The sequence below is a fragment of the Emticicia sp. SJ17W-69 genome (assembly GCF_051209875.1).
Lineage (GTDB): Bacteria > Bacteroidota > Bacteroidia > Cytophagales > Spirosomataceae > Emticicia.
This window is the reverse complement of record NZ_JBNTQY010000001.1, coordinates 5,584,548-5,610,006: the sequence shown is the minus strand read 5'-3', so window position 1 is coordinate 5,610,006 and position 25,459 is coordinate 5,584,548. Positions and strand designations below refer to the sequence as shown.

The window sequence follows — 25,459 nt, the reverse complement described above, 5'->3', positions numbered from 1 at the left end:
TTGTCGAAGTAGCAAAACAAAATTAATGAAAAAAACAGAAAAAAAAAGTAAAACAAGATTTTCTTACAATTTTAATTCTTTCTGATTTTAGGCGATTCAAAAGTTATTTTTCCTCTTTCATCGTATTCATATAAAACGTACGATTCAAATGAAGTATCATAGCAATCTTTTCCAAATTGTATTTCTTTTTTACGACGATTACCTGTTGGATAATATTCAATCCACTTGTTTACTTTTACACTATCGTCCATAAAACCTTGCTCGGCAAGTGTTCCACTTTCGTTGAAGAGAAAATATTCCCCCGTAACTTTTCCATAAAGTTTGGGCTTTACTTCCTTAATTTTTGATTGTTTTTCATCATAATAGCTTATTTCAGAATCTTCATAAAATCCTCTATTATAATATTCTTTATTCAGCAAATTATAATTTTTATCATAGGTTTCCCAACGGCCATCCTTTGTACCAAGATAATACCAACCTTCTTCAACAACTAAATCCCCAAGATATTTTTTATAAGGGCCGTGCATCAAATCATTGGTTTCTCGGTCTCTACCCGTACCTTCTACTATGCGGTTGGCTTTATGGTCGAACCAAAAAAGGTGTCGATTATAAGGGTTTGGTTGCGTAAATTCTTTTAAGGTATAAAACTCAAAGAAAGTCAAACTATTACCACTTCCTTGCCGAATCAATTGCTTTTGAACCTTCAAACCTTCGTAGTCTCTTCCATTAAACTCTTTTTTAAGAGATTTTAGCTCTTTTTTTACATCTTTGAAGGTTTTTGAAATTTTTAAACCTAAATCTGGAAGGGTTTCAGTGGCAAATTTTTTGGCATCATCAAGGCTCGAAATATTGTTACCTCCTGGCAAAGAAGCTGATGCTTTTGGCGTGGTCACACCTACGGGTAGCTTGTCTAACTTCTCTTGAATTGTTTCCTTTTTATAATCTTTATCGCCTTTTCTCTTTGCCTGCGGTACTTGTGCTGTTGTTTCAAAAACAAGCAACAATGTATAAAAACAGATTAACGAATAAATATATGTTTTTTTATGAAGTTTCATCTTTGTAATAAATGATAGCAATTTTTACACTTTCTTTAAAACGACAAATTTCAAAAAAAATTGGATTTTTTACCTAAAAATTGGACAAAAACTATTCATGAAACACCTTGATTTCTCCTGAATCTTGACATTTTTCTAATAGTTCAAGATTTGTTTGTTGGAGTTTTGGGTGAATAAACTCCCCTGCAATTTCGCAAAGAGGAACTAAAACAAAACGACGTTCTTGGATAAATGGGTGAGGAATACTTAAATGTGGTAGTGTAATGATCTTGTTGGAATAATATAAAATATCAATGTCTATGATTCTTGCTCCCCATTTTTGCTCACGTATTCGCCCCATCGACTTTTCTATTTCTAAAACAATCTGCAAAACTTCAGTTGGAGGAAAGGTTGTTTCGATACAAATGACTTGATTTAAAAAAGCATTTTGTTCTGTAAGTCCCCAAGCGGCTGTTTCATAAATGTTTGATAATGAGGTGATTGTGTCAAATTTTTCTTCAATAAAGCCTTGAGCGATTTGTAAGTTTTCTTCTCGATTCCCCATGTTAGAACCCAAGCCGAGATAGACTTTTTTGCGTTTCACTTAAACAATTGTTAAGTTGAAAGAATGAACAACTTCCGAAATAGTAGGAAGCAAAGAAGGATTTTTCTCGAAAGCATTTCCAATGACAATCACATCTGCACCTGCTTCGAGAGCAGCTTGGGCTTTTTCAATAGAATTAATTCCACCACCCACAATCACAGGAATGCTTACATTTTCTCGAACACTACGAATCATTTTTGGTGAGACGGGATGCATTGCCCCACTTCCACCATCCAAATAAATGAGTTTTAAACCCAACATTTCGCCAGCCATCGCTGTACAGACAGCTACATCAGCTTTATCATGTGGGATAGGTGTTGTATTACTAATATATGAAACGGTAGTTGGTCGGCCACTATCAACTATCATATAACCAGTTGGTAATATTTCTAAGTTACTTTGTTTAAGTAGAGGTGCAGCAACTACATGTTGACCGATCAAAAAATCAGGATTTCTTCCAGAAATAAGTGAAAGTAATAAAATCGCATCAGCCGATGACTCAATATGGAGGCTATTCCCAGGAAAAATAATGGCGGGAATATTGGTTTTAGAATGAATTTTTTCAACTATTTCACCAATGATATTTTTTGAAATGAGACTTCCACCAACAAAGAAAAAATCAACTTGATTTTCGACACAAGTAAATAGGAAGTCATCAAAACTTTCAATCTCTACTTTATCAGGATCAAGTAAAACAGCTAAAGATTTTCTTTGTAATTGTGTATTGGTGTGTATTTTATCAAGAATTAGATTCGGCATTATTGGTGTTCATGTTTTCCATTAGTCCTAATAATTTATCTTTCGCAATAGTCAGCAAAAGCGACATTGCAGCACCTTTTAAGGCCGACCAAATCATCGAATCTTCTTCGTCATTTTCGTCCTCAACAACAACTGGCAAAGCATTATTGGACAATGTTTTGCTCGATTGTTTATTCGCAGCAGGCAATAAAAGTTCGGTCAAAGCATAAGCAGCCACAATGACTCCACCAATGACAAGTGTATTTTTACCAACTTTTTTTAAGTCACCAATTTGCGTTTCAATAGCTTCCAAATACTTATTAACTGATTCTTGCAAAAGCTCTTTGCGTTCATCACGACTGCCTTTTGGCGGCACAACAGGTATTCTCGTGGTTCGTTCTTTTATTGTTTTCACTTTTATCACAGAATTTTACTCAAAAGTATTGAAAAAAGGTAAAGAATGAAAGTCGCATGACCAAATTATGAGTTTATTCCATTAAAATAACATAATATTACATAGATATAGTAATTTTGGCTTACTATTTTCTTTAATTAGATTTTAATAAAATACACAATCACTTTATCTAGAACGAATTTTAAAATTATGAAAAATCCTCTTTTGACCTTGTTTATTTCAATAAGTATTATCATGTTATTTGCCTGTAATCAAAAACATGTTGCAAATAAACATACTGTTTCTACGAATAAAATTACTATTACAGGAGCCGACCAAATATCAGCGTATTTGCCTCTTTTGAAAGGAAAAAGGGTTGGAATGTTGGTTAATCAAACATCAATAATTGGAAAAAAAACAAGCGTTGATAGTTTGTTGAGTTTAGGTGTAAATATCGTAAAAGTTTTTGGACCTGAGCATGGCTTTCGTGGCAATGCCAGTGCTGGAGCAAAAGTGAATAATGAAGTTGACCAAAAAACAGGCATTCCGATTATTTCATTATATGGGAAATTTAAAAGACCTACCCAAGAGCATTTAGCAGATGTTGATATTATGATTTTCGATATTCAAGATGTGGGTGCGAGGTTTTATACCTATATCAACACACTGGCTCATGTAATGGAATCTTGTGCGGAATTTAACAAGGAATTAATCATTTTAGATAGACCAAACCCTAATGGCTATTTGGTAGATGGCCCAATTTTGCAAAAAGAACTATATTCTGGCATTGGCATGTTCCCGATTCCGATTGCTCATGGCCTAACAATTGGTGAATTTGCTCAAATGATAAACGGCGAAGGTTGGCTACCGAATAATCTACAATGTAAGATTCGTGTGATTAAGATTGCCAATTATAACCACGATATGTCGTATGACTTGCCAGTTTTTCCATCGCCCAATCTTAATTCTCAACAATCTATTTTACTTTATCCAAGCACTTGTTTGTTTGAAGGTACAATTTTGAGTCAAGGCCGTGGAACATACATTCCGTTTACAGTTTTGGGAGCTCCAGCATTAAAAGGTAAATATGATTTTAGTTTTAAACCAGTAAGTATTCAAGGCATGAGCGAAACACCTCTCCACCAAAATGAGGATTGTTTTGGACTTGATTTGAGAAAATATGATACGAACATTCTCAGAAAAAGCCGACAAATCAATCTTTCATGGATGATGGAACTTTACAAAGCGTATCCTTTAAAAGATAAATTCTTTGACAAAACCCAAAGTAAACAAATGGGAGATATTAATAAACTGGCAGGAACGGAAAAGTTCAAACAACAAATCATTGACGGTATTTCAGAAGTAGAAATTCGTAAAAGTTGGGAGCCAGGTTTGACTAACTTTAAGACTTTAAGAAAGAAGTATTTGATTTATCCTTAATTTCTCAGAGCATTTGTGCCACACCTCGAAGGTGTGGCACAAATATCTTAGCTAACGGTATATAAAAGCCTTAAAAGCCTCTCCTTTCATAAATAAATTTCTCTCTAAAGGTAATTCGAGAAAAGCATCAGCTTCTACTAAATTGGCTAAATCACCAGAGCCGTGGCCTTCTACTGGCGTTGCCAATATTTTTCCCGTAGAAGAGTATGTGAGTTTGACTTGCAAGAAGAATGTAAGCTCAGGTTTGAACTTAAAATCTTCAGTCAATTCGGCCATTAACTGCTGACTTTCAATTCCTTGCGAAGTATCCAACCATTTTTTAAAATAGCGATTCAAGCACATAAAAGTAGATACAGGATTGCCAGGTAAGGCAAAAACAAGTGTTCCATTACGAGCTCTTCCAAACCAAAAGGGCTTGCCTGGGCGTTGCGAAACCTTATGAAAAAGCTTTTTAACCCCTTGATTTTCAAGAGCTTGTGGTACAAAGTCAAACTTGCCAGCTGAAACTCCACCACTTAAAATCAATACATCGAAAGTTTGGGTAAATTCTGCAATTTTTGACTCGATAACTTCTTGATCATCGGGTAAAAGCACATTTTCTGTTTCAAGACCCCAGTTTTTGAGTGAAGCCTGTAAAGCAAAACCATTCGAGGTTCGTATTTGATGGGGTAGAGGATTTTCAGTAATACGCACAATTTCTTCGCCTGTTGAGATAACCACCGCACGGAGTTTTCTTTGAACCAAAATTTGGCTTTTTCCAATTGTAGCCGCAACACCAATTTCAGCAGGTGAAATTTTTCGACCTTTGGGTACAATTATATCACCTGTTTTTCGGTCTGAACCCTGTGGATGAATATTTTGTCTTTCCGAAAACCCTGAAATGTTAGCTGCTATTTGTACAGTTTTTCCAGAAATTGACAAATCTTCATAACGAATAACCATGTCTGTATTGATCGGCAGCATGGCTCCCGTCATTACTTCTATACAGTTCTGATTATTTTGAAGTATTTTTTGTGGGCTTCCTGCGGCGGCAGTTGCTTCAATTTCAAAAGTGGTTTTTCCTTCTTTTAACTGAGCAAATTGAATCGCAATGCCATCCATCATTACTCGATTGAAGGGTGGGAACTCTCGATCAGCACAAAAATCTTCGGCTAATATTCGGCCTAAAGCAAGTTCAATAGGCACTTTTTCGGTGGAAATATCAATTTTATTTTCTAAAATTAATCGCTCGGCTTCTTCGACTGTTATCATAAAATATTTATTCTGAATGACAAATTACCAGATTTTTCATGAATTATTTGGTAAAAATTCTCAAAATTCGCTTCATTCGTGTACTAATCTTCAAACAATGAAAAAAATCTTACTTCTGTGCTTCTTTACTTTGGCTTTGCAAGCACAACAACTCAAATTGCAGCAGGAAAATTATACTATAACAAGTATTTCGGGAAATAAGCCTACCTACCATTTGCCTCTGCTGTCCTTCGAAATTAATAAACAAGCCACATCCACTTTAGATAAGAGTTGGGCGTCAAAATTTGAAATTATATATACTGAAGAAGGTTATTTCAGAAATGCCTTCAAGGCTAAAATTATCTTCAAAAATATCTCAAAAGACACTTTAAATCTAAGAAATGTTGTTCCTTTTGGTATTTCCGAAAAACACGTTTATATGACAGGCTTGGGCGACCATTGGCTTTCTCGCACGCATATTTTTATACCGAATAAAGCACCCGTAAATGTAATTGTTCCAGATAATGCCTGGGAGTTGGGTTATGCAGGAATTGAACTCGAAAATGGCAAAAAAGTCTGTGCCATTACTCGCCGAAAAAGTTGGGAAAAAGCCACTCGCAAGCGTTTTGAGACAATCATTGCCCCCCAAGGAACTGTTGTTTATGAGTTTTATGCCGATTTTTATGAAGGAGCTTGGCAAGATGGTGTACGAAAAGTTTTCCAAGAAAATTATTTGTATGATATTGAAAAATTCGATGAGTCGCTTTATCAACGTAAAGATCTGAAATGGATTCAAGATACTTATGTAATGCACTTGATCATGGCTTGGGATAAATGGTTTTATACAGCCAAAGAAGGGTATGAGGCATACAAAAACTTTTTAAAAAATGGTGAAAAGCTTTACGGTGGAAACGATGTGGTAGGTATTTGGCCAACATGGCCAACACTCGGACTTGACCAACGAAATCAATGGGATTTATTCAAAGATTTACCAGGAGGATTACCTAAACTGAAAGAATTAGCTGAATATTCTCGTAAACAAGATACCAAGTTTTTTATTTGCTACAATCCTTGGGACGAAAGCACAAGCTATAAAACTTCAGCAAAAGAAGGAGAAAAAGGGCATCTCGATGGTATGGCAGAGTTGGTAAAAGCGATTTCGGCCGATGGTGTGGTGCTTGATACAAAGGGAGAATCAAGTCGAGATTTGCAAGCTGCTGCTGATAGTGTTCGAAAGGGCGTAATCATGTATTCGGAAGGAATGGCGGTGCCAAAAAATATGTCTGGTATTATTTCGGGGCGTGTACATAATGCTTTGTATTATCCACCGATGTTAAATTTGAATAAATTTATTCGCCCCGACTTCTCCATTTTCAGGGTGGCTGAATTATATCTCGAACCAATTAAAAGAGAGTTTGCAACGGCATTTTTTAATGGTTATGGTACCGAATTAAACATTTTTAGAAATGGTAAGCCTCTCGAATGGCTCGATGAACAATATCGTTATTTGGGTAAAACTTCGAGAATTTTGCGAGAAAATTCGGCATATTTTCATTCAAAAAACTATGTGCCGCTCATTACAACTTTGAAAGATAAAATTTATGTCAATGAATGGAGATTTGAGACAGGAAAAGAGGCTATTTATACGGTTTTTAGTTTAATCCCAGAAGGTTTTAAAGGAGCATTGTTTGCGGTAGATTCTACGAAAGACTATCATTATGTTGACCTTTGGCATCATAAAGAATTGAACCCTGTCAAGCAAAATGATGGTCAATTTTATATGGAAGTTGAAACGAATGCTTTCAACCAATCTTGGCTTGGTACCAATAATGAAGGTGAAGTAGATTGTATTAGAAAATTTCCAAATTTGCTAAATATCAACTTGAATCTTTATGAAGATTCGCTAAAAATCGAAGCAAAAGAAGGTAGTGAAATCAGGGTTTGGGCTGGTTCGCCAAGCTATGGAAAAGAGTATAAATCTTTCAAAAACAAACAAAATTTCACGATAAAAATAATGGATTATTTTGAGCAGTATGAAGGGAAATTTGTGGTACAATTATTTGATAATCAACGGTTAATAGATGAAAAAGTTTTTGAAATAAAAACAGGTACTCCCCGATTGATAAGTAAGATAAAAAGGAGTAAAAAAGGCATTTCAAACACCAAAAATATGGTACAAATTCCTGCAGGAAAATTTAAGTTTAACGTCACTCGTGGCGATGACTTTGTGTTTTATCCTGATGGGCAAAATGGTGTTGAAAAAAACATGAAAAGCTTTTTTATAGACCAAAACTTAGTCACAAATACTAATTTTCAAACCTTTTTGCGTCAATCTACATACAAACCAACTGATAACTTAAATTTTTTGAAGCATTGGCAAACCCCAAAAATGCTAGATACGTTGGCAAATTTTCCCGTTGTGTATGTAAGTTATGAAGATGCTCAAAATTATTGTGCGTGGCATGGCAAACGTTTACCCAATGAACAAGAATGGCAATATGCTGCCCAATATCCAGACGTAAGAGATTATCCTTGGGGTAAAGAGTTTGATTCGACTCAAACAAATATAGGTGATGGAAAAATCAAAATGGTTGGGAAGTACCCAAATGGGGCAAGTGCCTTGAAAATCAATGATTTAGTGGGTAGTGTTTGGCAATTGACTAATGATGTTTATCAAAATGGTTCATATAAGTATATCATATTGAAAGGCGGCTCCTATTTTAAACCAGCCTCAAGTTGGTGGTATGTGCAAGGTGGCCCACAAAAACTTACACATCGCCAACATTTATTACGAGTTTCGGAAGGTTTTGAACGAAATGCAACAGTCGGTTTTCGTTGCGTAAAAGATTGAATTTTATAGAGCGTGCAATAAACTATTTTCCTTAATTTTTTTTCTTAAAATGCCGTCAACCAACAATAAAATTCCTGCTGAAAATAGTATTTTACCAATTGTATAAAGCAAAGTAGGGGGGGCGTTAAAGACAAAAAAACATGAGTAAGTATAAATATCTACTAAGACAAGTAAAAAGAGACCAATGACTATTTCATACCAATTTCTTTGGAAGGGTTTTTCGGTAAAGAAACTAAGAAAAACAATCAAAGTAGCACTGATGATAAATGATATTAACATCAAAAAAATGATTGGTTGAGAAAAAAAATACTCTTGGTAAATAGAAAAAGCAGAAAAACTAAAACCCAAAGCTATGAATATGCTAACTATTGTAGCGGGTAAAATGACAGCATCCTTAGTTTCTTTGAATGATATAACCTTCAAAAGTAGAAGAATTAAAATAAGATAAGTCAAAAGATTATGACCAACACTGAAATATAGAAGCGTTTCTGGACTTACGAAATAATAGTATATTTCAGATATGATACATGATGTTAAAAAAGCCATTAACAACATAAAAATACCATATTGCTTTACTTTTTTTACTTGAAAAAGTAAATAGCCAAGCAGAAAAATGGTTGGTGCTTGATTTAAAATTTTAGCCAAAAGAATTTCATCCCACAAAAGGCTTTCGGGAGGCATTGGAAGAAATTGAAAAAAAGGCCCTGTAATTAAAACAATAATCAGATAAAAAGTAACAAAATTAGTGGTCATTTTTATTAATTTATAGTTGGAAAGGCGGTATCTGCAAAAATAAACTCTTCTTTAGTAGAAAAAAAAGATTTATTAATTTTCATAGATTGGTCTTTGGCGTAGCTTTAAACGATTTCCATCTCTTCCTGAAAAAGTTGCTCTGATTTCGGCACAAACCGATAAAGCTATCTCTTCAGGTGTAGCAGCTCCGATATCTAAGCCAACAGGGCTATAAATTCGCTTTTCTTGTTCATCCGTCAACAAAATACCTTCTTCATTCATTCGTACATACATTTTATTGGTACGTTTTTTAGGCCCTAAAAGACCAATGTAAGAAATGGTGGTTTTTAATAACATTTGCAAATTTCGATAGTCACTTTCGTAGTCGTGGCACATTGAAATAGCTGCTGTGAAGGTATCAATTGATGGAATAAAATCTTTGGGTACAACTTCATCCGCAAGTTCAAAAAGCGTAGGGTGCATTTTGATGGGGTTACAAATACAAATGACTCGCCAGCCCAATTCTTTTGCCGCACGAACCATTGGATAAACATCATAATTACTACCAAAAACCAACAATTGAATCGCAGGTGGAATTACTTCTAAAAACAAAATTAGCTTTGCACCATCTTCTAAAATATACTCTTTAGAAACAGATTTGGTATTTTTTAGTGCATCTTGAACTTCGATTAATATGTTATCTCGTATTTCATTCAAAGGAAAAGTTTGATTAAAATGAGTTTCATTATCAAAACGAAAAACATCACCTAAGCTAATATTTGCTTGTTTTTTACTTAAATTTGTTACGGTAACGACCAAATTTGGCGTTCGTTGGTCAATACAATTTTGAAGCAGACGAACAGCATTGTTGGGGTTTTGAGGGTCAAGTGGCGTAATCAAAACATCAATAATGCCATTGCAGCCCAGTCCAACACCTATTTGATAAGGGTCATCTTCGGTAGTATCATAAGTAATAAGCGTTGCTTTATTCTGTGACATGGCTAACCGTGCTTTTTTCAAGGCATCTCCTTCCAAACAACCTCCGCTGATACCACCAATCCATTCGCCTGATTCTAAGACTAACATCCTTGCTCCAGTACGACGATAGGAAGAACCTTCTACTCGAACAACGGTGGCTAAAGCAGCACGAGTTTGACTAAAATCTATTTTTTGATAGGCTTCGGTTATTTGCTTAATTTCTTTCATGTATATTCTGTAAAAAGGCATTTTTTAAAACTTTTTTAATACTTCCGATATATGATTGATAGCTATATCTATATCTTCTTCTTGTGTCATTCTTCCTAAACTAAACCTTATCGAACTATAAGCCAACTCATCAGCCAAGCCCATCGCTTTCAGCACGTAACTTGGTTCAGTTGACGCAGAATTACAAGCCGAACCATTAGAAACAGCTATTTCGTTAAGACTAAGAAGTAGTTGTTCACCATCAATTTTTCCAAAACTAATATTACTGGTATTGGGTAAACGCTTTGCCAAACCGCCATTAATGGCTGTATTTGTTACATTTGCCAAAATATTTTTTTCCAATTTATTACGCAAGTTTTCTAAACGGATGCCTTCATTATCCATTGTGTTTTGACAAATTTCAGCAGCTTCGCCTAAACCCACAATTCCTGCTACATTGAGTGTGCCAGACCTCATTCCTCGCTCATGTTTTCCGCCATCTTGTTGGGCAATGATATTAATTTTTTTTCGTACAAATAAAGCCCCAACGCCTTTGGGTCCATATATTTTATGTCCAGAAAGGCTTAACAAATCAATATCATCTTCAAGTACATTGATTGGTATTTTGCCAATAGCCTGTGTAGCATCTGTATGAAATAAAATATGGTTTTGATGAGCAATTTTTGCAATTTCTTGGAAAGGGTAAATAACACCATTTTCATTATTCGCTGCCATGACAGAAATCATAATTGTTTCTTTGCGAATGGCTTTTTCTAAGTTTTCTAAAGAAAGATTGCCTTCGGTATCAACATCTAAATAAGTGATGCTCGCACCCAATTTTTCTAAATGCTGGCAAGTGTCTAAAACAGCTTTATGCTCGGTTTTGACGGTGATTATATGACTTCCTTTATGTCGAAGAGCTTCAAAAGTACCTTTAATTGCTAAATTGACAGACTCGGTAGCTCCACTGGTAAAAATAATTTCTTTTTCATTAGCCCCCAATAAATTCGCCACTTGCTGACGTGCCGTTTCAATGGCCTCTGCTGCTTTCCAACCATAGGCATGAGAACGACTGGCAGCATTACCAAAGTGTTCTGTCAAATAGGGCAACATTACTTCCAACACCTTTTTATCGAGGGGTGTGGTAGCATTATAGTCCATGTAGATGGGGTATTTCATTAATTTTAAAAACAAATAATGATATTTTTGTAGGTATTTCTAAGCACAAAATTAACATTTAAATTTTGCCAATAGCCTATAAAGTAAACGTCTGTGTGAATATTATGGTTTGAATAATTACAAAAAGACTACAATTTTGTTTTTTGTTTTGAAAAATTTTAATTTTTCCAAGAAAATCCAAACTTTATTCGGTAAAATAAACAAAATACAGTATGTTTTTGCGTATTTTGCTTACTCAAAACCATAATACTTGCAAAAAAATGTCAAAAAATTCAATTGATTCGCTTTTTACACAAGAGGTTCATAACAAATACCTTGTATTTAACACCTTATTTTCAAGGCTTCCTTATGATAAAATGACCAAGATTGGTCAGTTGATGCCTTTTTTGCATGACTTGTCGGAATCAGGCTTTGAGCAAGGAAAAGAACCGAAAGAAATTATTGATATTTTTTTCAATCAATATACTTCTATCAAGGAAGAAAAAGAAAGAATAGATTTATTGTTTCGTTTTATTACCTATATTGAGCGTCAGGTGGTTTTGTTTGATAGCATCGAAGATTCTGCTTTTGAAAAACTAACACCTCTCAATGGTAAAGGAACTTTGCAAAGTACACTTGATTTGGCTCAACAACAAAATAAACTGGCCGAAGTAAAAGAAAAACTTAAAAACTTCAAGGTTCGTATTGTTTTTACAGCACACCCTACGCAGTTTTATCCAAATAGCGTACTTCGAATCATTCAAGACTTGGAAGAATTGATTCCTAAAAATGACATCAATGGTATTGACTCCTTGTTGCAACAATTAGGCAAGACTCCTTTTATTAATGATCAAAAACCGACGCCTCTTGAAGAAGCTCAAAGTATCATATTTTATCTTCGACATGTTTATTATCAAGTAATTGGCGAAATCCATGAAAAATTGAATAGTTATTTTCAGGATGAGGAAAAAGGTTTTGACCCAGTTTTAGAATTAGGTTTTTGGCCAGGTGGCGACCGTGACGGAAATCCATTTGTGACAGCCGAAATCTCTAAAAAAGTTTCGATTGAACTTAGGAGTAGCATTTTGAAATGTTATTATAATGATTTCAAAGAAGTTTGTCGTCGTTTGACTTTTAAAGGCATTATGCCATTATTGACGAAAATCAGTAATCGCATTCATGCTAATATGAACGGGTTGAAAAATGATTTGACACTTGATGAACTTCTTGCTTCTCTGGATGAAGTAAGACAACTGCTTATTACAAAACATAATGGCGTCTTTTTAGATGTTTTAGATAAATTTATTCAGCAAGTAAGATTGTTTGGTTTGCATTTTGCCAGCTTAGATATTCGTCAAGATAGCAGTATCCACGAAAATGTGATGGAGCAAATCAATCAAAAATATAGTATTTCTACTAAAAACTATGCAGATTGGAGCAATGCTGAAAAACTCCATTTCTTGACTGAACATGAACTACAAGTCAATGAGGATGATTTTGAAGATGCTTTAACAAAGGATACTTTCAAAACTGTTAAAGCCATTCAAGAGATTCAAGCAATGAATGGTGAAAAAGCTTGTCATCGCTATATTATCAGTAATTCTACTTCAATATTTTCTGTTTTAGAAGTTTTGGCTTTATTCAGATTCTGCGGTTATAAAGATTCAGAAGTGAATGTGGATGTGATGCCTTTGTTTGAAACTATCGAGGGACTTGATTCGGCACAAGCTACGATGTCGGCTCTTTACCAATTACCTTTTTATAAAAGGCATTTGTCTCTTCGCAAAAATCAACAAACGATCATGCTTGGTTTCTCTGATGGAACAAAAGATGGCGGTTATGTAAAAGCCAACTGGGAAATTTATCAAGCGAAGGAGAAATTGTCACGTATTTCAAAGAAAAACCAAGTAGAAGTCATGTTCTTCGATGGACGCGGAGGCCCGCCAGCTCGTGGAGGCGGAAAAACGCATCAATTTTATGCGTCACAAGGCCCAACGATTGCCAATAATGAGATTCAGATTACGATTCAAGGACAAACGATTACATCAATGTATGGTTCTCGCTCACAAGCGATGTTCAATTTTGAACAATTGATTTCGGCAGGAATTATCAATGATGTTTTCCATGATGATAGGTCAATCATTGATAAAAAAGAGCGAAACTTGATTGATGAATTGGCAGAAGAAGGTGTAAGAAAATATTTTGAGCTGAAAGAACACCCGCTTTTTGTGTCTTATCTTGAAAACAAAAGCCCTTTGAAATACTATGGTTTGACCAACATCGGTAGTCGCCCAAGCAAAAGAAGTTCGGGTAAGAAATTGATGTTATCAGATTTAAGAGCTATTCCATTTGTGGGTTCTTGGAGTCAGTTGAAGCAAAATGTGCCAGGTTATTTTGGTTTTGGTACTGCCCTTCAAAAAGTAATTGAAGAGGGAAGAATTGAAGATTTGAAATCGCTTTATGGAAGCTCATTATATTTCAAAACTTTGATGGAAAATAGTATGATGGCTTTGACTAAAACATATTTTCCGTTGACATATTACATGAAAAATGACCCTGAATATGGAGATTTTTGGAAAATCTTATATCAAGAGTATCTTTTGACTGTAAAAAATATGCTTCTTGTTTCTGGGCAAAAAGAGTTAATGGAATCAGAAGAGTTAGGTAAATTGTCAATCAATTATCGTGAACACATCGTTTTGCCTTTGCTTACGATTCAGCAATATGCTTTGCAAAAAATTGAAGAAACTGAAGACGAAAAACTAAGATTAGCTTACGAAAAAATGGTTACTCGTTCGTTATTTGGAAACATCAATGCCAGTCGAAATTCGGCGTAAGGTTTTTATACAAGATACAAGTGTGGCACATTTTAAAAATGTGCCACACTTTTCTGTTTTTAGAAAACTATTTTGTTATCGCCACAATATCTTTCACCAATTGATGATGATTAAAGTCGTCTTTAGGTGTGCAGCCAAGACGCACAATCACTAATTTTTTAGAAGGAACAACCGCAACAACCTGACTTTCAAATCCAACGCACATAAAAGCATCTTGCGGGAAATCTTTGTCTTTGTGGTCAATCCAAAATTGAGCGGCATACTGTCCATCAGAATGTGGTGTTTCGGTTGAAGAATATTTTACCCAACCTTCGGGTAATAACCTTTCGCCATTCCAAACACCATCTTGGAGGTAAAGTTGCCCAAATTTTGCCCAATCACGCCCAGTAGCATACATAAACGACGAACCAACATAAGTGCCAGAAGCATCAGGTTCAAGCACTGCACTTTTCATACCTATTTTATGGAATAACCTTAAATGAGGAAACGCCAAATAATCAACATGATTTGTAAACTGTCGTCTTATGATTTCCTGCAAAATATTGGTTGTACCACTCGAATAATACCAAACTTTATCGGGTTCGGTGGCAGCTTTACTCAGCAAAGCAAAAGCTCCAGTACCTTTTTTTCTAAATAACATTTGGGTTGCATCGCTTGGCGAAGCATAATCTTCAACAAAATCAAGTCCGCTACTCATGCGGAGTAAATGGTCAACCGTGATTTTTTTACGTTCATCGTTTTTCCATTCATCTATTGGGGCAGACTTTTTGATGTCGATTTTACCATCCTTTACTAATAAGCCAATCATGGCATTTGTTACACTTTTGGTCATCGACCAGCCTAATAATGGAGTTTGTGGCGTAATATTCTGAGCATATTTCTCGGCAATTAGCTTACCGTCGTGCAAGACTACAATTGCTCTCGAACGAACAATATGCTGAGGGTCTTTTTCTTCAAAAGCAGCATTTATAATTTTATCTAAAGCTACTTTATCAATTTCATTAGAAGTGGTCAATGATAGTTTTTCAGTCAAAGTATCGGCGGAAGGAACACTTGGTTGTTGGCGAATTTCTTCTTCTGAAAGCTCATTAACAAGTGTACAGCCTAAACCTTTGCGATAAATGGCTTTTGTTTCGGCCAAACCATAAATATTGGCTGTTACAGTTTGTTTTTCTTTATCAACAATAATATTGGCAAAAGGCACGGCATATAAGTCTTCTGACTTGATATTATCAAGCTCTCGACCAGAAACAAACATACAAGAACAAACTGTTTTGGCATCATACGAAGAACCAATGTAGGCATATTGAATAGCATAGTTTCCAGCATAAACGATACCTAAAACGGCAATCAATAATAAACTGTAAATGATTTTTTTCTTATTTGACATGAAACAAACGGTTATTGATTAATAGAAGAAAATCAGTTTTTTAAAACTAATAATTACTTTATTTGTAAGCAATTCATGAGAAAATAATATATTAATCCTCTAAAATATTACCAATAAAGGTGTTTTTGAAAAAGAACGCCGCCAATAAAAATACCACAGCCCAGTTGAGATAAATATAGTAAAAATCCTCTACATCACGGTAAACATTATCTTTGATTTTTACCTTTTCTAAACGATTGATTTGTTCAAAAATGTTTTTGAGTGTTTGATTATCAGTGGCTCGAAAAAACTGGCCATTGCCTTCTTTTGCTATTTCTCGTAAGGTATTTTCATCAATTTTTTCACTTTGACTATTACTTCCAACTGCAATTGTATAAACTTTGATTCCGAAAGATTTTGCTAAATCTGTTGCTGTAAGTGGATCGAGCGTACCTGCGGTATTATCTCCATCACTCAATAAAATGGCAACTTTACTCTTGCTTGGCACTTCACGCAAGCGGTTAATACAGGTTGCTAATGCACTTCCAATGGCAGTACCAGTAGTTTTTATAAGATTACTATTGATTTCATTGAGGTATTGATTCAACATTTCATAATCGGTTGTTAGGGGACAGATGGAGAATGATTCTCCTGCAAAAACTACTAATCCGATGCGGTCTTGAAGGCGACCTTTAACAAATTCACGGGCAACATTTTTGGCTGCATCTAAGCGATTAGGACTCAAATCCGTTGCCAACATTGACTCAGAAATGTCCATTGCAAGCATAATATCAATTCCTTCTGAAAATTGCTCTTTGCTTTCACGTACTCGCTGAGGACGAGCAAGAGAAAGGCATACAAATACAATACCGAGAGAAAATAAAAGGGGAGGAATAAAGCGTAAATAGCTTATCCAGCTTGTTTTGAGTTGAGGTTTGGAGAGCGAAAGCCCTAATTTTTGTTGACCACGATTATAAAAAAGCCAACGAAGTACAAATAAAAGAGGAACGCCAGCGATACCATAAAGGTATAGTCTTTCTGCCCAAACGAATGACCGTAAGGTTTGCCAACTAAGCCATTCTATTGAAAACCAGTCCCACATCTTTTTTGAGATATGAGATATGAGATATGAGATATGAGATATTTTTTACAAAAAACTCATAGCCGCGGCGGCGGACCGCTCATAATTCATAACTCATAATTAGTAACTGCGTTTCTCACGCTACCGTATTTATGTAAAAGTTCGCTTGCTTTTTCGTGTGAAATATTGAGTTCATTCATCACCATTCTTATGCCTCTTTCTACTAATTTGAGATTAGTAAGTTGCATATCGACCATTTTATTGCCTTTTACTCGACCTAATTGAATCATTACGCTTGTTGAAATCATGTTCAAAACCAACTTTTGAGCAGTTCCTGATTTCATGCGAGTACTTCCTGTAATAAATTCGGGCCCTACAACAGCTTCTACTGGGAATTCGGCTTCTGCTGCAACAGCACTTCCTGCATTGCATACGACACAACCTGTCAGAATGCCATTTTCACGAGCTGTTCGCAAACCACCGATTACATAAGGTGTGCGACCTGAAGCGGCGATGCCAATAAGTGTATCATTCTGGTTGATGTCATATTCTTCTAAATCCTTCCATGCTTGTTGAATATCATCTTCGGCATTTTCAACAGCTTTTCTGATGGCTTTGTCGCCACCAGCCATGATGCCTACAACCATTCCAAACGGTACACCAAAAGTTGGTGGACATTCAGAAGCATCGACAACACCCAAGCGACCACTTGTTCCCGCACCAATATAGAAAATTCGTCCACCGTTTTTCATGCGTAGTACGATTTGATTAACCAAAGCCTCGATTTGAGGTATGCACTTTTCTACAGCATAAGGTACAGTTTTATCTTCATTATTGATACCTTCGAGCAAATCTCTTACAGACATTTTTTCGAGATTATCGTAGTGAGAAGCAGACTCTGTTGCTAATTTTTCTAAGCCAAGAGACATAGTAATTTACGAATTACGAATTACGAATTACGAATGATTTCTCAGAAATTATAATTTAATAGTAATAAGTGCTTGATTATTAATACTTTATCAATCCTTAATCGCCATTCGTAACTCGTTATTCTTCATTATACAATGATTAAGATTAAATCAATATTGCTCCGTTGTACCAAAGAAAAATGATCCTTCGATAGCGGCATTTTCATCAGAATCTGAACCATGAATGGCGTTTTCGCCCATTGATTTTGCATATTTTTTACGAATTGTTCCATCTTCTGCATTCGCTGGATTGGTTGCTCCAATCAAAGTACGGAAATCAGCCACAGCATTTTCTTTTTCTAAAATCATCGGTACGATTGGTCCTGATGACATCATTTCGCATAATTCGCCATAAAAGCCTCTTTCTATATGCACTTCGTAGAATTTGCCAGCTTGAGCTGCCGATAATTGTGTTTTTTTCATTGCTACGATTCTGAAACCAGCTGCTTCAATCATTGCCGTAATACCGCCGATATGGTTATCTGCCACAGCGTGTGGCTTAATCATCGTAAATGTTCTATTGGTTGCCATTTTGCGTTTGTTTTTATTTTTTTTGCAAAACTACTGAATTTCTATGAAAAATAAGACGTTTTTAGTGTTTTGTCTTGAAACCAATGACTGATTAAATGACGAATATAAAGGTGCGAATGACTATTTTTTCGAAAGTATTTATAATGAACGAGGGCAGTTTTTTCTACACCAGTTTAAAAATTTGTTTCATCAATAACCATTTTTCGCCCTCTTTTGCCATTGGTAGAGCTTGCTGATATTTCCACATAAGGTTTTCCCATTCCTGAACTTTTGGATTATTGGTATCCATTTCTGCCTTTTTTTCAAATGAAAAATCGTCTTCTGTTTCCATAATCATAAATAAACGATTGCCGATTCGGAAAATTTCCATCTGAGTAATACCCGAATCCGTGATACTTTTAGCTATTTCGTCGCTTATTTTCTCGTGATATTTTTCATATTCAGCAATCATTTTTGGGTCATCAACAAGGTCGAGGGCAAATGTATATCGTTTCATTTGGAAAAGGTTTTAGCTTATAGCAAAGTGCGGTGTGTTGCACGGCTTAGCTATGGAGAAATGAAAAATTTATCTTGAAAAATAATAAAAAGGCAAAATTTCTGATATTTTTGACTAATTATTGGTTGCTAAATTCTAAGAATTTTCCCTTCATAATTAGTTGATTATCAGGCTTTTTAAGAAATAAAATAATTTATTTTCACTTGTTTTACAATAATTTCCTTAAAAAACGTTTGAAATTAAATAGATTTTTTCGTTATTTCATTTAACAAATTAAAAATTGTTATACTTTTGCAGCCTAAATTTTTTGTAACACTAAATAAGTATTAAAGACTATGTATTGGACACTTGAACTTGCGTCGTATTTGGAAGACGCTCCGTGGCCCGCTACAAAAGATGAGTTGATAGATTTTTCGATTCGTTCGGGGGCTCCCATTGAAGTAATCGAAAACCTACAAGAACTTGAAGACGACGGACAGCCGTATGAGAGCATCGAAGAGATTTGGCCTGATTATCCGACCAAGGATGACTTTTTCTTTAATGAAGATGAATATTAAGTAAGGTAATGATAGAAAAGTGAATAATAGAATGAGTGGATATGGCTGATAATCAGATATTTATACTTATTTATTTATAAAACAATTTTATCCTACTACTTTATACTTTTCATTACGATACAAAGCAACAGTTAGATTTTTCTAATTGTTGCTTTGTTGTTTTTATACTCCAAAATTACATTTTTATGAATATTCTCTCAATTGTTTTTGTAATCATAGTTATTACAATAGTCGTAGTTGCTTGTTTTCCCAAAAAGAAAAAAAGCAACTATATAGTTGCGTATGATTTACAAAATCCCACAAAAAGTATGATTCTTCCTGAAAACATGAAAGAAATTTCTGGGTTATCATTTTATAAAAACAATCAATTGGCTTGTGTAAATGACGAAAAAGGGAATGTTTTTATTTATGATTTACAGCAGGGAGAAATTGTAGAAAAAATAGAAATTGGGAAAAAAGGTGATTATGAAGGTATTGAAGTAGTAGATGATGAGATTTTTATAATGAAAAGCAATGGTAAAATTAAAGGCTTTAAAATTGGAACAGAAGAAGAAAGAAAAATAGATTGTTCGCATCCTGATGTGGTTGAATATGAAGGGTTGAGTTATAATCCTTCGACTAAAAGCCTCTTATTGGTAACGAAAGAGCGAATAAAAGATAAAAACGACAAAAAAGTAATTTATGCTTACGATTTAGCAAAAGAAACCCTTGTAAAGTATATTTCAATTTCAGAGGACATGATAAAAGGTAGCGATGGCAAAAAAACGTTTGCTCCTTCAGGAATTGCAGTACATCCACTCACAGACGAACTGTATATTATTTCTTCACAAGGAAAAAAACTATTGATTTTGTCGCCAGCAGGAGAGAAACTGGCTTTAGTTGAATTAGATGAAAAGCTATTTCGTCAACCAGAAGGAATTTGTTTTACACCAGAAGGCGATTTGTATATTTCATCAGAAGGAGCAAAAGGAGATGGGTATATTTTGAAATTTGCATCCAAATAAAACCATCTCCTTAATATAAAGAATTAATGTTGACTACTTTTAATTTTCCATCAAATAACCTTTGATGAAATCATCAATTTCACCATTCAAAACAGCTTCTGTATTTGATGTTTGAATATTTGTTCGGTGATCTTTTACACGTCGGTCGTCTAATACATAACTTCTGATTTGTGAACCCCATTCAATTTTCATTTTTCCTGCTTCGGTTTCTGCTCTTGCGGCATTGCGTTTGTCAACTTCCAATTGATAGAGTTTTGAACGCAACATTTGCATAGCACGCTCACGGTTGCCAAGCTGGCTACGGTCAACTTGACAAACAATCACAATGCCCGTAGGTTTGTGCGTCAATTGTACTTTTGTTTCTACTTTATTGACATTTTGTCCGCCAGCACCGCCCGAACGAGATGTTTGTATTTCAATATCGGCAGGATTGATTTCAATAGTAATCGTTTCATCGACTAAAGGTGTTACAAACACCGATGCAAATGAAGTATGGCGGCGTGCATTTGAGTCAAAAGGCGAGACTCTCACCAAGCGATGTACACCATTTTCAGATTTCAAGAAACCATAAGCCATAGGCCCTTCGATTTGCAAAGAAACTGATTTTACGCCAGCAGTATCACCATCTTGGAAGTCAAGTTCTGAAACTTTATAACCTTTTTTATTTGCCCACATCAAGTACATCCGCATCAGCATACTTGTCCAGTCTTGGCTTTCTGTACCACCAGCACCAGCATTTATTTCGAGTATTGCACTAAATTGGTCTTCTTCGTTAGAAAGCATTCGCTTCAACTCCAAATCTTCCAATACAAGTTCTACTTTTTTGCCTTCTTCATCCACTTCCTCTTCGCTAACATCGCCCGCTTCATAAAATTCATAAAGTGTTTCGAGGTCACCTATGACGGCGGCGGCATTTTCGTAACCAACAGTCCAACCTTTCAAGGCACGAACTTGCTTCATTACCGTTTCGGCTTTTACGGCATCAGTCCAAAACTCTGGTTGTGCAGTTTGATTTTCTAAATCTTCGAGTTGTTCTTTTTTGCTATCGTAGTCAAAGATACCCCCTCAAAGCCGCTAATCTGGCCTTTAACTCCTTCAATTGTTCGGTAGTCATATTATTTGTGAAATGAATGATTAAAGTGCAAAATTAGGCATATTTTCTTAGAAAACAGCAAGAGTAGTTGAAATGAAATAAAGAATGGAGAACTTAAGTACAATTAAAATTATCGTTCAACATCCAATATCAAGTTAATCAGAAAGCTAATGTTTCGTCATTTTTAATAAATGGCATTGTTCTTTCAAATGAAGAAAATCAAACCTTAAAGATCATTTTCTTTTTATCAAACCAAACTAAAATTACAAACCAAATCAATAGATACGCCAATGCTCCTGCCAAAGAAGCATTTTTAGGTTCGCTAAAAAATGGGACAATCCAATGCGTATAAAGCCAAGAAATCAAGCCTGCTTCTGGATTTTCAAGGTTTTCGGGTTGGGCAATTTTTATCATATTCAAAGCACGTGGTATAATTCCCGAAAAGAAAAAAACCAACATTGGATTTACACCAAAAATCACAAAAGGTCTTGTCCAAACATCAAAACCAAGTACATCAACAATAAAATAAAGTACTCCAAGTACCAAAAGTGCAAGACCTTCTGCATAAAACACATAAGAACTCGTCCAGAGTGCTTTATTGATTGGAAAAACATCGTTCCAGAGTAAACCAATCATTACTCCCAATACACCTGCTGAGAGTAAATAAATCGCTTTTTTGTTTTTCGGAGATTTATTGGTTAATAGTTTTCCTGTAAAAACACCTGCCAAACCCGTTCCGATAGCAGGAAGTGTGCTAAGAATACCTTCTGGATCCCAAGTTTTGGATGTTACCCAAAGATGTCCAGGTAATAAATAGTTATCAAGCCAAGCGGCAAGATTAGTGCCTTTTTCAAAATTGGCCGCTCCAACATTCGGTACGGGAACGAGCGTCATCAATGCCCAATACCCCAATAAGCAAACTAAACCAATAATGATTTGTACAGTAGTATTAGTTGTGGCATAAATAATCGAAACGATTAGATACACAACCGCAATTCTTTGCAAAACCCCAGGAATTCGTACTGAACTGAATTCTTCAAATCCACCAAAGCATAAAACCATCATCAAAATAAATAATCCAATGGCTGCATATAATTGCTTTTTACGCTCGTATTCTCCTAATAATAAGACAGTTATGATAGCTGTAAATACCAAACGAATGAGCATCAATGGAATACCTTCAAGCGAGCCGATATGTATTTTTGAAAAGAAATTAAGTGATAAACCTAACAAGAAAATTCGTAAAGCACGAGTCAATATTTTTTCTAAAATAGATTGGTCAAACCTTTTTACTGGCATCGAAAGTACAGTCGAAATACCAACAATAAATAGAAAGAAAGGGAAAACTAAGTCGGTAGGCGTGCAACCGTGCCATTCGGCATGTTCGAGTGGGGCGTATATATTTCCCCAATCTCCTGGGTTATTTACGATGGTCATGAACATGATTGTCATGCCTCTAAAAACATCAAGAGAGGTAAGGCGTTCTTTCATAGTAGGTTAGCATTTAGCGATTAGCCTTTAAAAAAGTTTATTAGAAGGTAATTAGCAACAAAGTAAATATTTTTTTTCTAAAAGCTAAGGACTAATCGTAAAAAGCAAAAGAATCAATCTACTTGGTTTTGTTGTAATTCAGCAATCAAATCAAATTCATCGGCAAGTTTATGACTCAATGTCTCAAAAATAGCATAGAATTTTTGATATTTTTGATGGTTTGCTTGATTGGGTTGATAGGTTATTGAAGATTGTATTGTTTTGGCTGCTTCGTCCAATGAGCTGAAAATGCCCATTTCTGTCAAAGCCAGCATCGCAGCTCCAACATTAGAGCTATCATGGTTGTCATTGACATTTACCTGTTTTCCAAACATATCCGAAATGATTTGTGACCAAAGCGGAAGTGTTGCAAAAGTACCATTGACATATAAATTATCGATTTTTCGGTAATTTTGAAGTAGTTTACCGATGCTATATATCTCATATAATATTCCTTCGATGGTTGCTCGCACAAAATGTTGTTGTTCGTGCGTAATATTTATACCAAAATAAACGCCACGAGCATTGGCATTCCAAAGAGGAGCTCTTTCTCCCAATAAATAAGGCAGAAAAAGTAAGCCATCAGCACCTGCCGATACCTGTGCTGCATCTTTAAATAAATCATAGATACTATCTTCAAAGTCAAGTCCATTATTGAAATTGCCAAATTGACGAGCAAACCACTCAAAAGCAACCCCGCCATTATTGGTGGGACCCCCAGAAATGTAGCGACCTTTGTCAAGGATATAATTAAAAAAACGTTGTTTTTCATCTTGTAAAACTTCATTCCCTGCTACCCGCACAGCACCACTTGAAGTGATAGAAATGGTTGCTTGCCCTTCTCCAACAACGCCTGAGCCGAGTGTTGCCAAACAGCCATCACTGCTACCGATAATTATTTTAGTTTTGTCAGAAAGTCGCAATGATTTTGCTAAAGCAGGTCGCAGTCTTAAGTCAGAATTAAAGATTGAAGTTGGTTCTGAAAGATGATCACTCGTAATTCCTGCAAAATTCAAAGATTTTTGTTCCCATCTCAATTCATGGATATTAAATAGTCCTGTTGCCGAAGCCGAGCTATAATCAATTAAATAATCACCCGTAAATTGATGCAAAATATACTCTTTCAACGCAATAAATTTGCTGGTTTTAGCAAATCGTTCGGGGTCATGATTCTTAATCCAAGTAATTTTTGCCAAAGGCGACATCGGGTGAATTGGTGTACCAGTAGCTTGATAAATTTCAATGCCTAAAGCAGATTTTTTCAACTCAGTAGCTTCTTTACTTGCCCGATTATCGGCCCATATTATGGCATTCCCTAATGGCACACCATTTTTATCAATTGGTAAAACGCTGTGCATGGATGAACTAAAAGCAATAGACAAAACCTTATTTTTTTTCATAAAAACAGGGTCATTGAGCAAGCCTTTTAAGACAAAGAGTACTGTAATGAAAACCTGTTCAGGGTCTTGTTCACTAATGTCTGGCTTGGCATGAAAGGTTGGATATGTTCCTTTTCGTGCAGCAACTTGCCGACCTTTTAGATCGAAAGCAATAACTCTTACCGCAGTTGTTTCGATGTCGATTGTAATGATAGTTTCCATAAGTCTCAATGAGTAAGTGAATGATAGAATGAGTGAGAGAGTGGATTATTTTTATTATTCACTCATCCTATCACTCACGTATTCATAATTATTTTTAAGGTGTTTTTCTAAAATGCCCAGGTGTATAACCTGTTAATTTTTTAAATGTTGTTGAAAAGTGTTGTGAGGAATAGAAACCCGTGTCTAAAGCAATATCAGTTAGACTGAGGTTGGATGATTTTAGGAGGCGAATGGCTTCCGAAATCCTTAAATTTATCAAATAGTTGAGTGGTGAAAACCCCGAATAGGATTTTACTTTTTCAGTGAAAGCCGTTGTACCAAGTCCCATAATGACTGCCATTTCTTCAACTGTCCAAGGATGAGCAAGGTTGGCACGTAAAATCTGGTCGAGTTTCTGAAAAGTCTGAGGAAAATCTCGTCGTTGGTTGTCTTGCTTAGTTAACTGTCGAGCTGTTATAATTATTAATTCATCAAGTAAATGATTGATTCGAGTTTTGAAACCTAATTCATTTGTCAATAACTCATTTTCAATCTTTTGTAAAACCTCTCCCAATTGCTTAAAATTTTGGAGTAATGGTTTTTTACTCAAAGAAAAAAGTTTGCCAATCAATCGCTGCTCGGCTTCTAAAATACTACTCCATTCACCTAAAATTAATTCCCCATCTTCTGAAAAAAAGCGAGGACTAATAGTAATAGAAGCAACAACTCCTACATCCCACATTTCTTTCAAACCACCAAAAACTTGCTTTGGAAAAATCAAAATCGCATCGTTAGGGTAAAGTGTAACCGCTTGATTATCGACACTCCACTCAAATTTGCCTTCTAAGACAAACATGATTTTTAAACCATGACATTCTTTCAAAGGCATAGAGTTTGGTTGCACTTGTTGAATTTTTTTGCGAAAAAATTCAATCAAATGAGGGAAGGCCTGTATTTCAGGCGATTTGCCTTTATGTAAAGAAAAAATGGTCATTGTTAGCTGTTAGCGATTAGGCTATTAGCGTTTAGCTTTTATTTAGAATGTAA

Annotated in this window: 22 protein-coding genes; 5 read left to right on the top strand and 17 right to left on the bottom strand. The window is 35.3% G+C overall.

The features are described 5' to 3' along the window. Positions 1 to 71: 71 nt before the first annotated feature. The 4 genes from ACQUQZ_RS23005 to ACQUQZ_RS22990 form a co-directional block, all read right to left on the bottom strand. Positions 72 to 1,055, bottom strand: coding sequence for a toxin-antitoxin system YwqK family antitoxin (locus ACQUQZ_RS23005; protein ID WP_435357463.1), 984 nt, complete (start codon positions 1,053 to 1,055; stop codon positions 72 to 74). A 91-nt stretch (positions 1,056 to 1,146) separates the two neighbouring features. Then, positions 1,147 to 1,638, bottom strand: coding sequence for a 2-amino-4-hydroxy-6-hydroxymethyldihydropteridine diphosphokinase (folK, locus tag ACQUQZ_RS23000; protein WP_435357462.1), 492 nt, complete (start codon positions 1,636 to 1,638; stop codon positions 1,147 to 1,149). Further along, positions 1,639 to 2,397: a geranylgeranylglyceryl/heptaprenylglyceryl phosphate synthase gene (locus tag ACQUQZ_RS22995; RefSeq protein WP_435357461.1), complete on the bottom strand. Its 759-nt coding sequence runs from the start codon at positions 2,395 to 2,397 to the stop codon at positions 1,639 to 1,641. Further along, positions 2,378 to 2,791, bottom strand: coding sequence for a hypothetical protein (locus tag ACQUQZ_RS22990; RefSeq protein ID WP_435357460.1), 414 nt, complete (start codon positions 2,789 to 2,791; stop codon positions 2,378 to 2,380). The genes ACQUQZ_RS22995 and ACQUQZ_RS22990 overlap by 20 nt, the downstream gene beginning before the upstream one ends. A 189-nt stretch (positions 2,792 to 2,980) precedes the next feature. Here ACQUQZ_RS22990 and ACQUQZ_RS22985 point away from each other — a divergent pair, with 189 nt between their 5' ends. Beyond that, positions 2,981 to 4,210 (top strand): exo-beta-N-acetylmuramidase NamZ family protein, encoded by a 1,230-nt coding sequence (locus ACQUQZ_RS22985; protein ID WP_435357459.1) that lies wholly within the window; start codon positions 2,981 to 2,983, stop codon positions 4,208 to 4,210. 51 nt (positions 4,211 to 4,261) lie between these two features. Here the strand turns inward: ACQUQZ_RS22985 and ACQUQZ_RS22980 are convergent, their stop codons facing one another. After that, a complete protein-coding gene (locus ACQUQZ_RS22980) occupies positions 4,262 to 5,461 on the bottom strand; it encodes a molybdopterin molybdotransferase MoeA (RefSeq protein WP_435357458.1) in 1,200 nt (399 codons plus the stop codon). A gap of 97 nt (positions 5,462 to 5,558) precedes the next feature. Here ACQUQZ_RS22980 and ACQUQZ_RS22975 point away from each other — a divergent pair, with 97 nt between their 5' ends. Then, a complete protein-coding gene (locus ACQUQZ_RS22975; RefSeq protein ID WP_435357457.1) occupies positions 5,559 to 8,291 on the top strand; it encodes a formylglycine-generating enzyme family protein in 2,733 nt (910 codons plus the stop codon). 3 nt (positions 8,292 to 8,294) lie between these two features. Here the strand turns inward: ACQUQZ_RS22975 and ACQUQZ_RS22970 are convergent, their stop codons facing one another. From ACQUQZ_RS22970 to ACQUQZ_RS22960, 3 genes are all read right to left on the bottom strand, one after another. Then, positions 8,295 to 9,044, bottom strand: a complete 750-nt coding sequence (locus ACQUQZ_RS22970) for a hypothetical protein (RefSeq protein WP_435357456.1) — start codon at positions 9,042 to 9,044, stop codon at positions 8,295 to 8,297. A gap of 72 nt (positions 9,045 to 9,116) precedes the next feature. After that, positions 9,117 to 10,250, bottom strand: coding sequence for an XdhC family protein (locus ACQUQZ_RS22965; RefSeq protein ID WP_435357455.1), 1,134 nt, complete (start codon positions 10,248 to 10,250; stop codon positions 9,117 to 9,119). A 3-nt stretch (positions 10,251 to 10,253) separates the two neighbouring features. Further along, complete coding sequence (locus ACQUQZ_RS22960; protein ID WP_435357454.1) at positions 10,254 to 11,387, bottom strand: cysteine desulfurase family protein; 1,134 nt, start codon at positions 11,385 to 11,387, stop codon at positions 10,254 to 10,256. A gap of 260 nt (positions 11,388 to 11,647) precedes the next feature. On the opposite strand from ACQUQZ_RS22960, the gene ACQUQZ_RS22955 reads away from it, so the two are divergent. Next, a complete protein-coding gene (locus ACQUQZ_RS22955) occupies positions 11,648 to 14,203 on the top strand; it encodes a phosphoenolpyruvate carboxylase (protein WP_435357453.1) in 2,556 nt (851 codons plus the stop codon). A gap of 67 nt (positions 14,204 to 14,270) precedes the next feature. On the opposite strand, the gene ACQUQZ_RS22950 is transcribed toward ACQUQZ_RS22955, so the two are convergent. The 5 genes from ACQUQZ_RS22950 to ACQUQZ_RS22930 all read right to left on the bottom strand — a co-directional run bounded on the left by ACQUQZ_RS22950 (position 14,271) and on the right by ACQUQZ_RS22930 (position 18,648). Continuing rightward, a complete protein-coding gene (locus ACQUQZ_RS22950) occupies positions 14,271 to 15,593 on the bottom strand; it encodes a serine hydrolase domain-containing protein (RefSeq protein ID WP_435357451.1) in 1,323 nt (440 codons plus the stop codon). A 91-nt stretch (positions 15,594 to 15,684) separates the two neighbouring features. Then, a complete protein-coding gene (locus tag ACQUQZ_RS22945; RefSeq protein ID WP_435357449.1) occupies positions 15,685 to 16,674 on the bottom strand; it encodes a vWA domain-containing protein in 990 nt (329 codons plus the stop codon). 86 nt (positions 16,675 to 16,760) lie between these two features. Next, complete coding sequence (gene murQ / locus ACQUQZ_RS22940) at positions 16,761 to 17,582, bottom strand: N-acetylmuramic acid 6-phosphate etherase (protein ID WP_435357447.1); 822 nt, start codon at positions 17,580 to 17,582, stop codon at positions 16,761 to 16,763. 150 nt (positions 17,583 to 17,732) lie between these two features. After that, positions 17,733 to 18,152 carry a nucleoside-diphosphate kinase gene (locus tag ACQUQZ_RS22935; RefSeq protein ID WP_435357445.1) on the bottom strand — a complete coding sequence of 140 codons (420 nt, stop codon included), beginning with the start codon at positions 18,150 to 18,152 and terminating at the stop codon, positions 17,733 to 17,735. A 163-nt stretch (positions 18,153 to 18,315) separates the two neighbouring features. Next, the gene (locus tag ACQUQZ_RS22930; protein ID WP_435357444.1) at positions 18,316 to 18,648 is read right to left on the bottom strand and encodes an L-rhamnose mutarotase; all 333 of its coding nucleotides are present in this window, start codon (positions 18,646 to 18,648) and stop codon (positions 18,316 to 18,318) included. Between the two features lie 335 nt (positions 18,649 to 18,983). Here ACQUQZ_RS22930 and ACQUQZ_RS22925 point away from each other — a divergent pair, with 335 nt between their 5' ends. Next, positions 18,984 to 19,205 carry a DUF2795 domain-containing protein gene (locus ACQUQZ_RS22925; RefSeq protein WP_015028821.1) on the top strand — a complete coding sequence of 74 codons (222 nt, stop codon included), beginning with the start codon at positions 18,984 to 18,986 and terminating at the stop codon, positions 19,203 to 19,205. Between the two features lie 185 nt (positions 19,206 to 19,390). Then, complete coding sequence (locus ACQUQZ_RS22920) at positions 19,391 to 20,209, top strand: SdiA-regulated domain-containing protein (RefSeq protein ID WP_435357443.1); 819 nt, start codon at positions 19,391 to 19,393, stop codon at positions 20,207 to 20,209. A gap of 39 nt (positions 20,210 to 20,248) precedes the next feature. Here the strand turns inward: ACQUQZ_RS22920 and prfB are convergent. From prfB to ACQUQZ_RS22900, 4 genes are all read right to left on the bottom strand, one after another. Continuing rightward, positions 20,249 to 21,323, bottom strand: a protein-coding gene (gene prfB / locus ACQUQZ_RS22915; protein WP_435357442.1) for a peptide chain release factor 2 whose coding sequence is annotated in 2 segments (ribosomal slippage) — positions 20,249 to 21,262 and positions 21,264 to 21,323 — 1,074 coding nt in all. Because the reading frame shifts where the segments join, the coding sequence is not laid out codon by codon here. 198 nt (positions 21,324 to 21,521) lie between these two features. Continuing rightward, positions 21,522 to 22,793, bottom strand: coding sequence for an acyltransferase family protein (locus tag ACQUQZ_RS22910; protein ID WP_435357440.1), 1,272 nt, complete (start codon positions 22,791 to 22,793; stop codon positions 21,522 to 21,524). A gap of 113 nt (positions 22,794 to 22,906) precedes the next feature. Next, positions 22,907 to 24,433, bottom strand: coding sequence for a gluconokinase (locus ACQUQZ_RS22905; RefSeq protein ID WP_435357439.1), 1,527 nt, complete (start codon positions 24,431 to 24,433; stop codon positions 22,907 to 22,909). 94 nt (positions 24,434 to 24,527) lie between these two features. Next, positions 24,528 to 25,406 (bottom strand): helix-turn-helix domain-containing protein, encoded by an 879-nt coding sequence (locus tag ACQUQZ_RS22900; protein WP_435357437.1) that lies wholly within the window; start codon positions 25,404 to 25,406, stop codon positions 24,528 to 24,530. Positions 25,407 to 25,459: the final 53 nt, after the last annotated feature.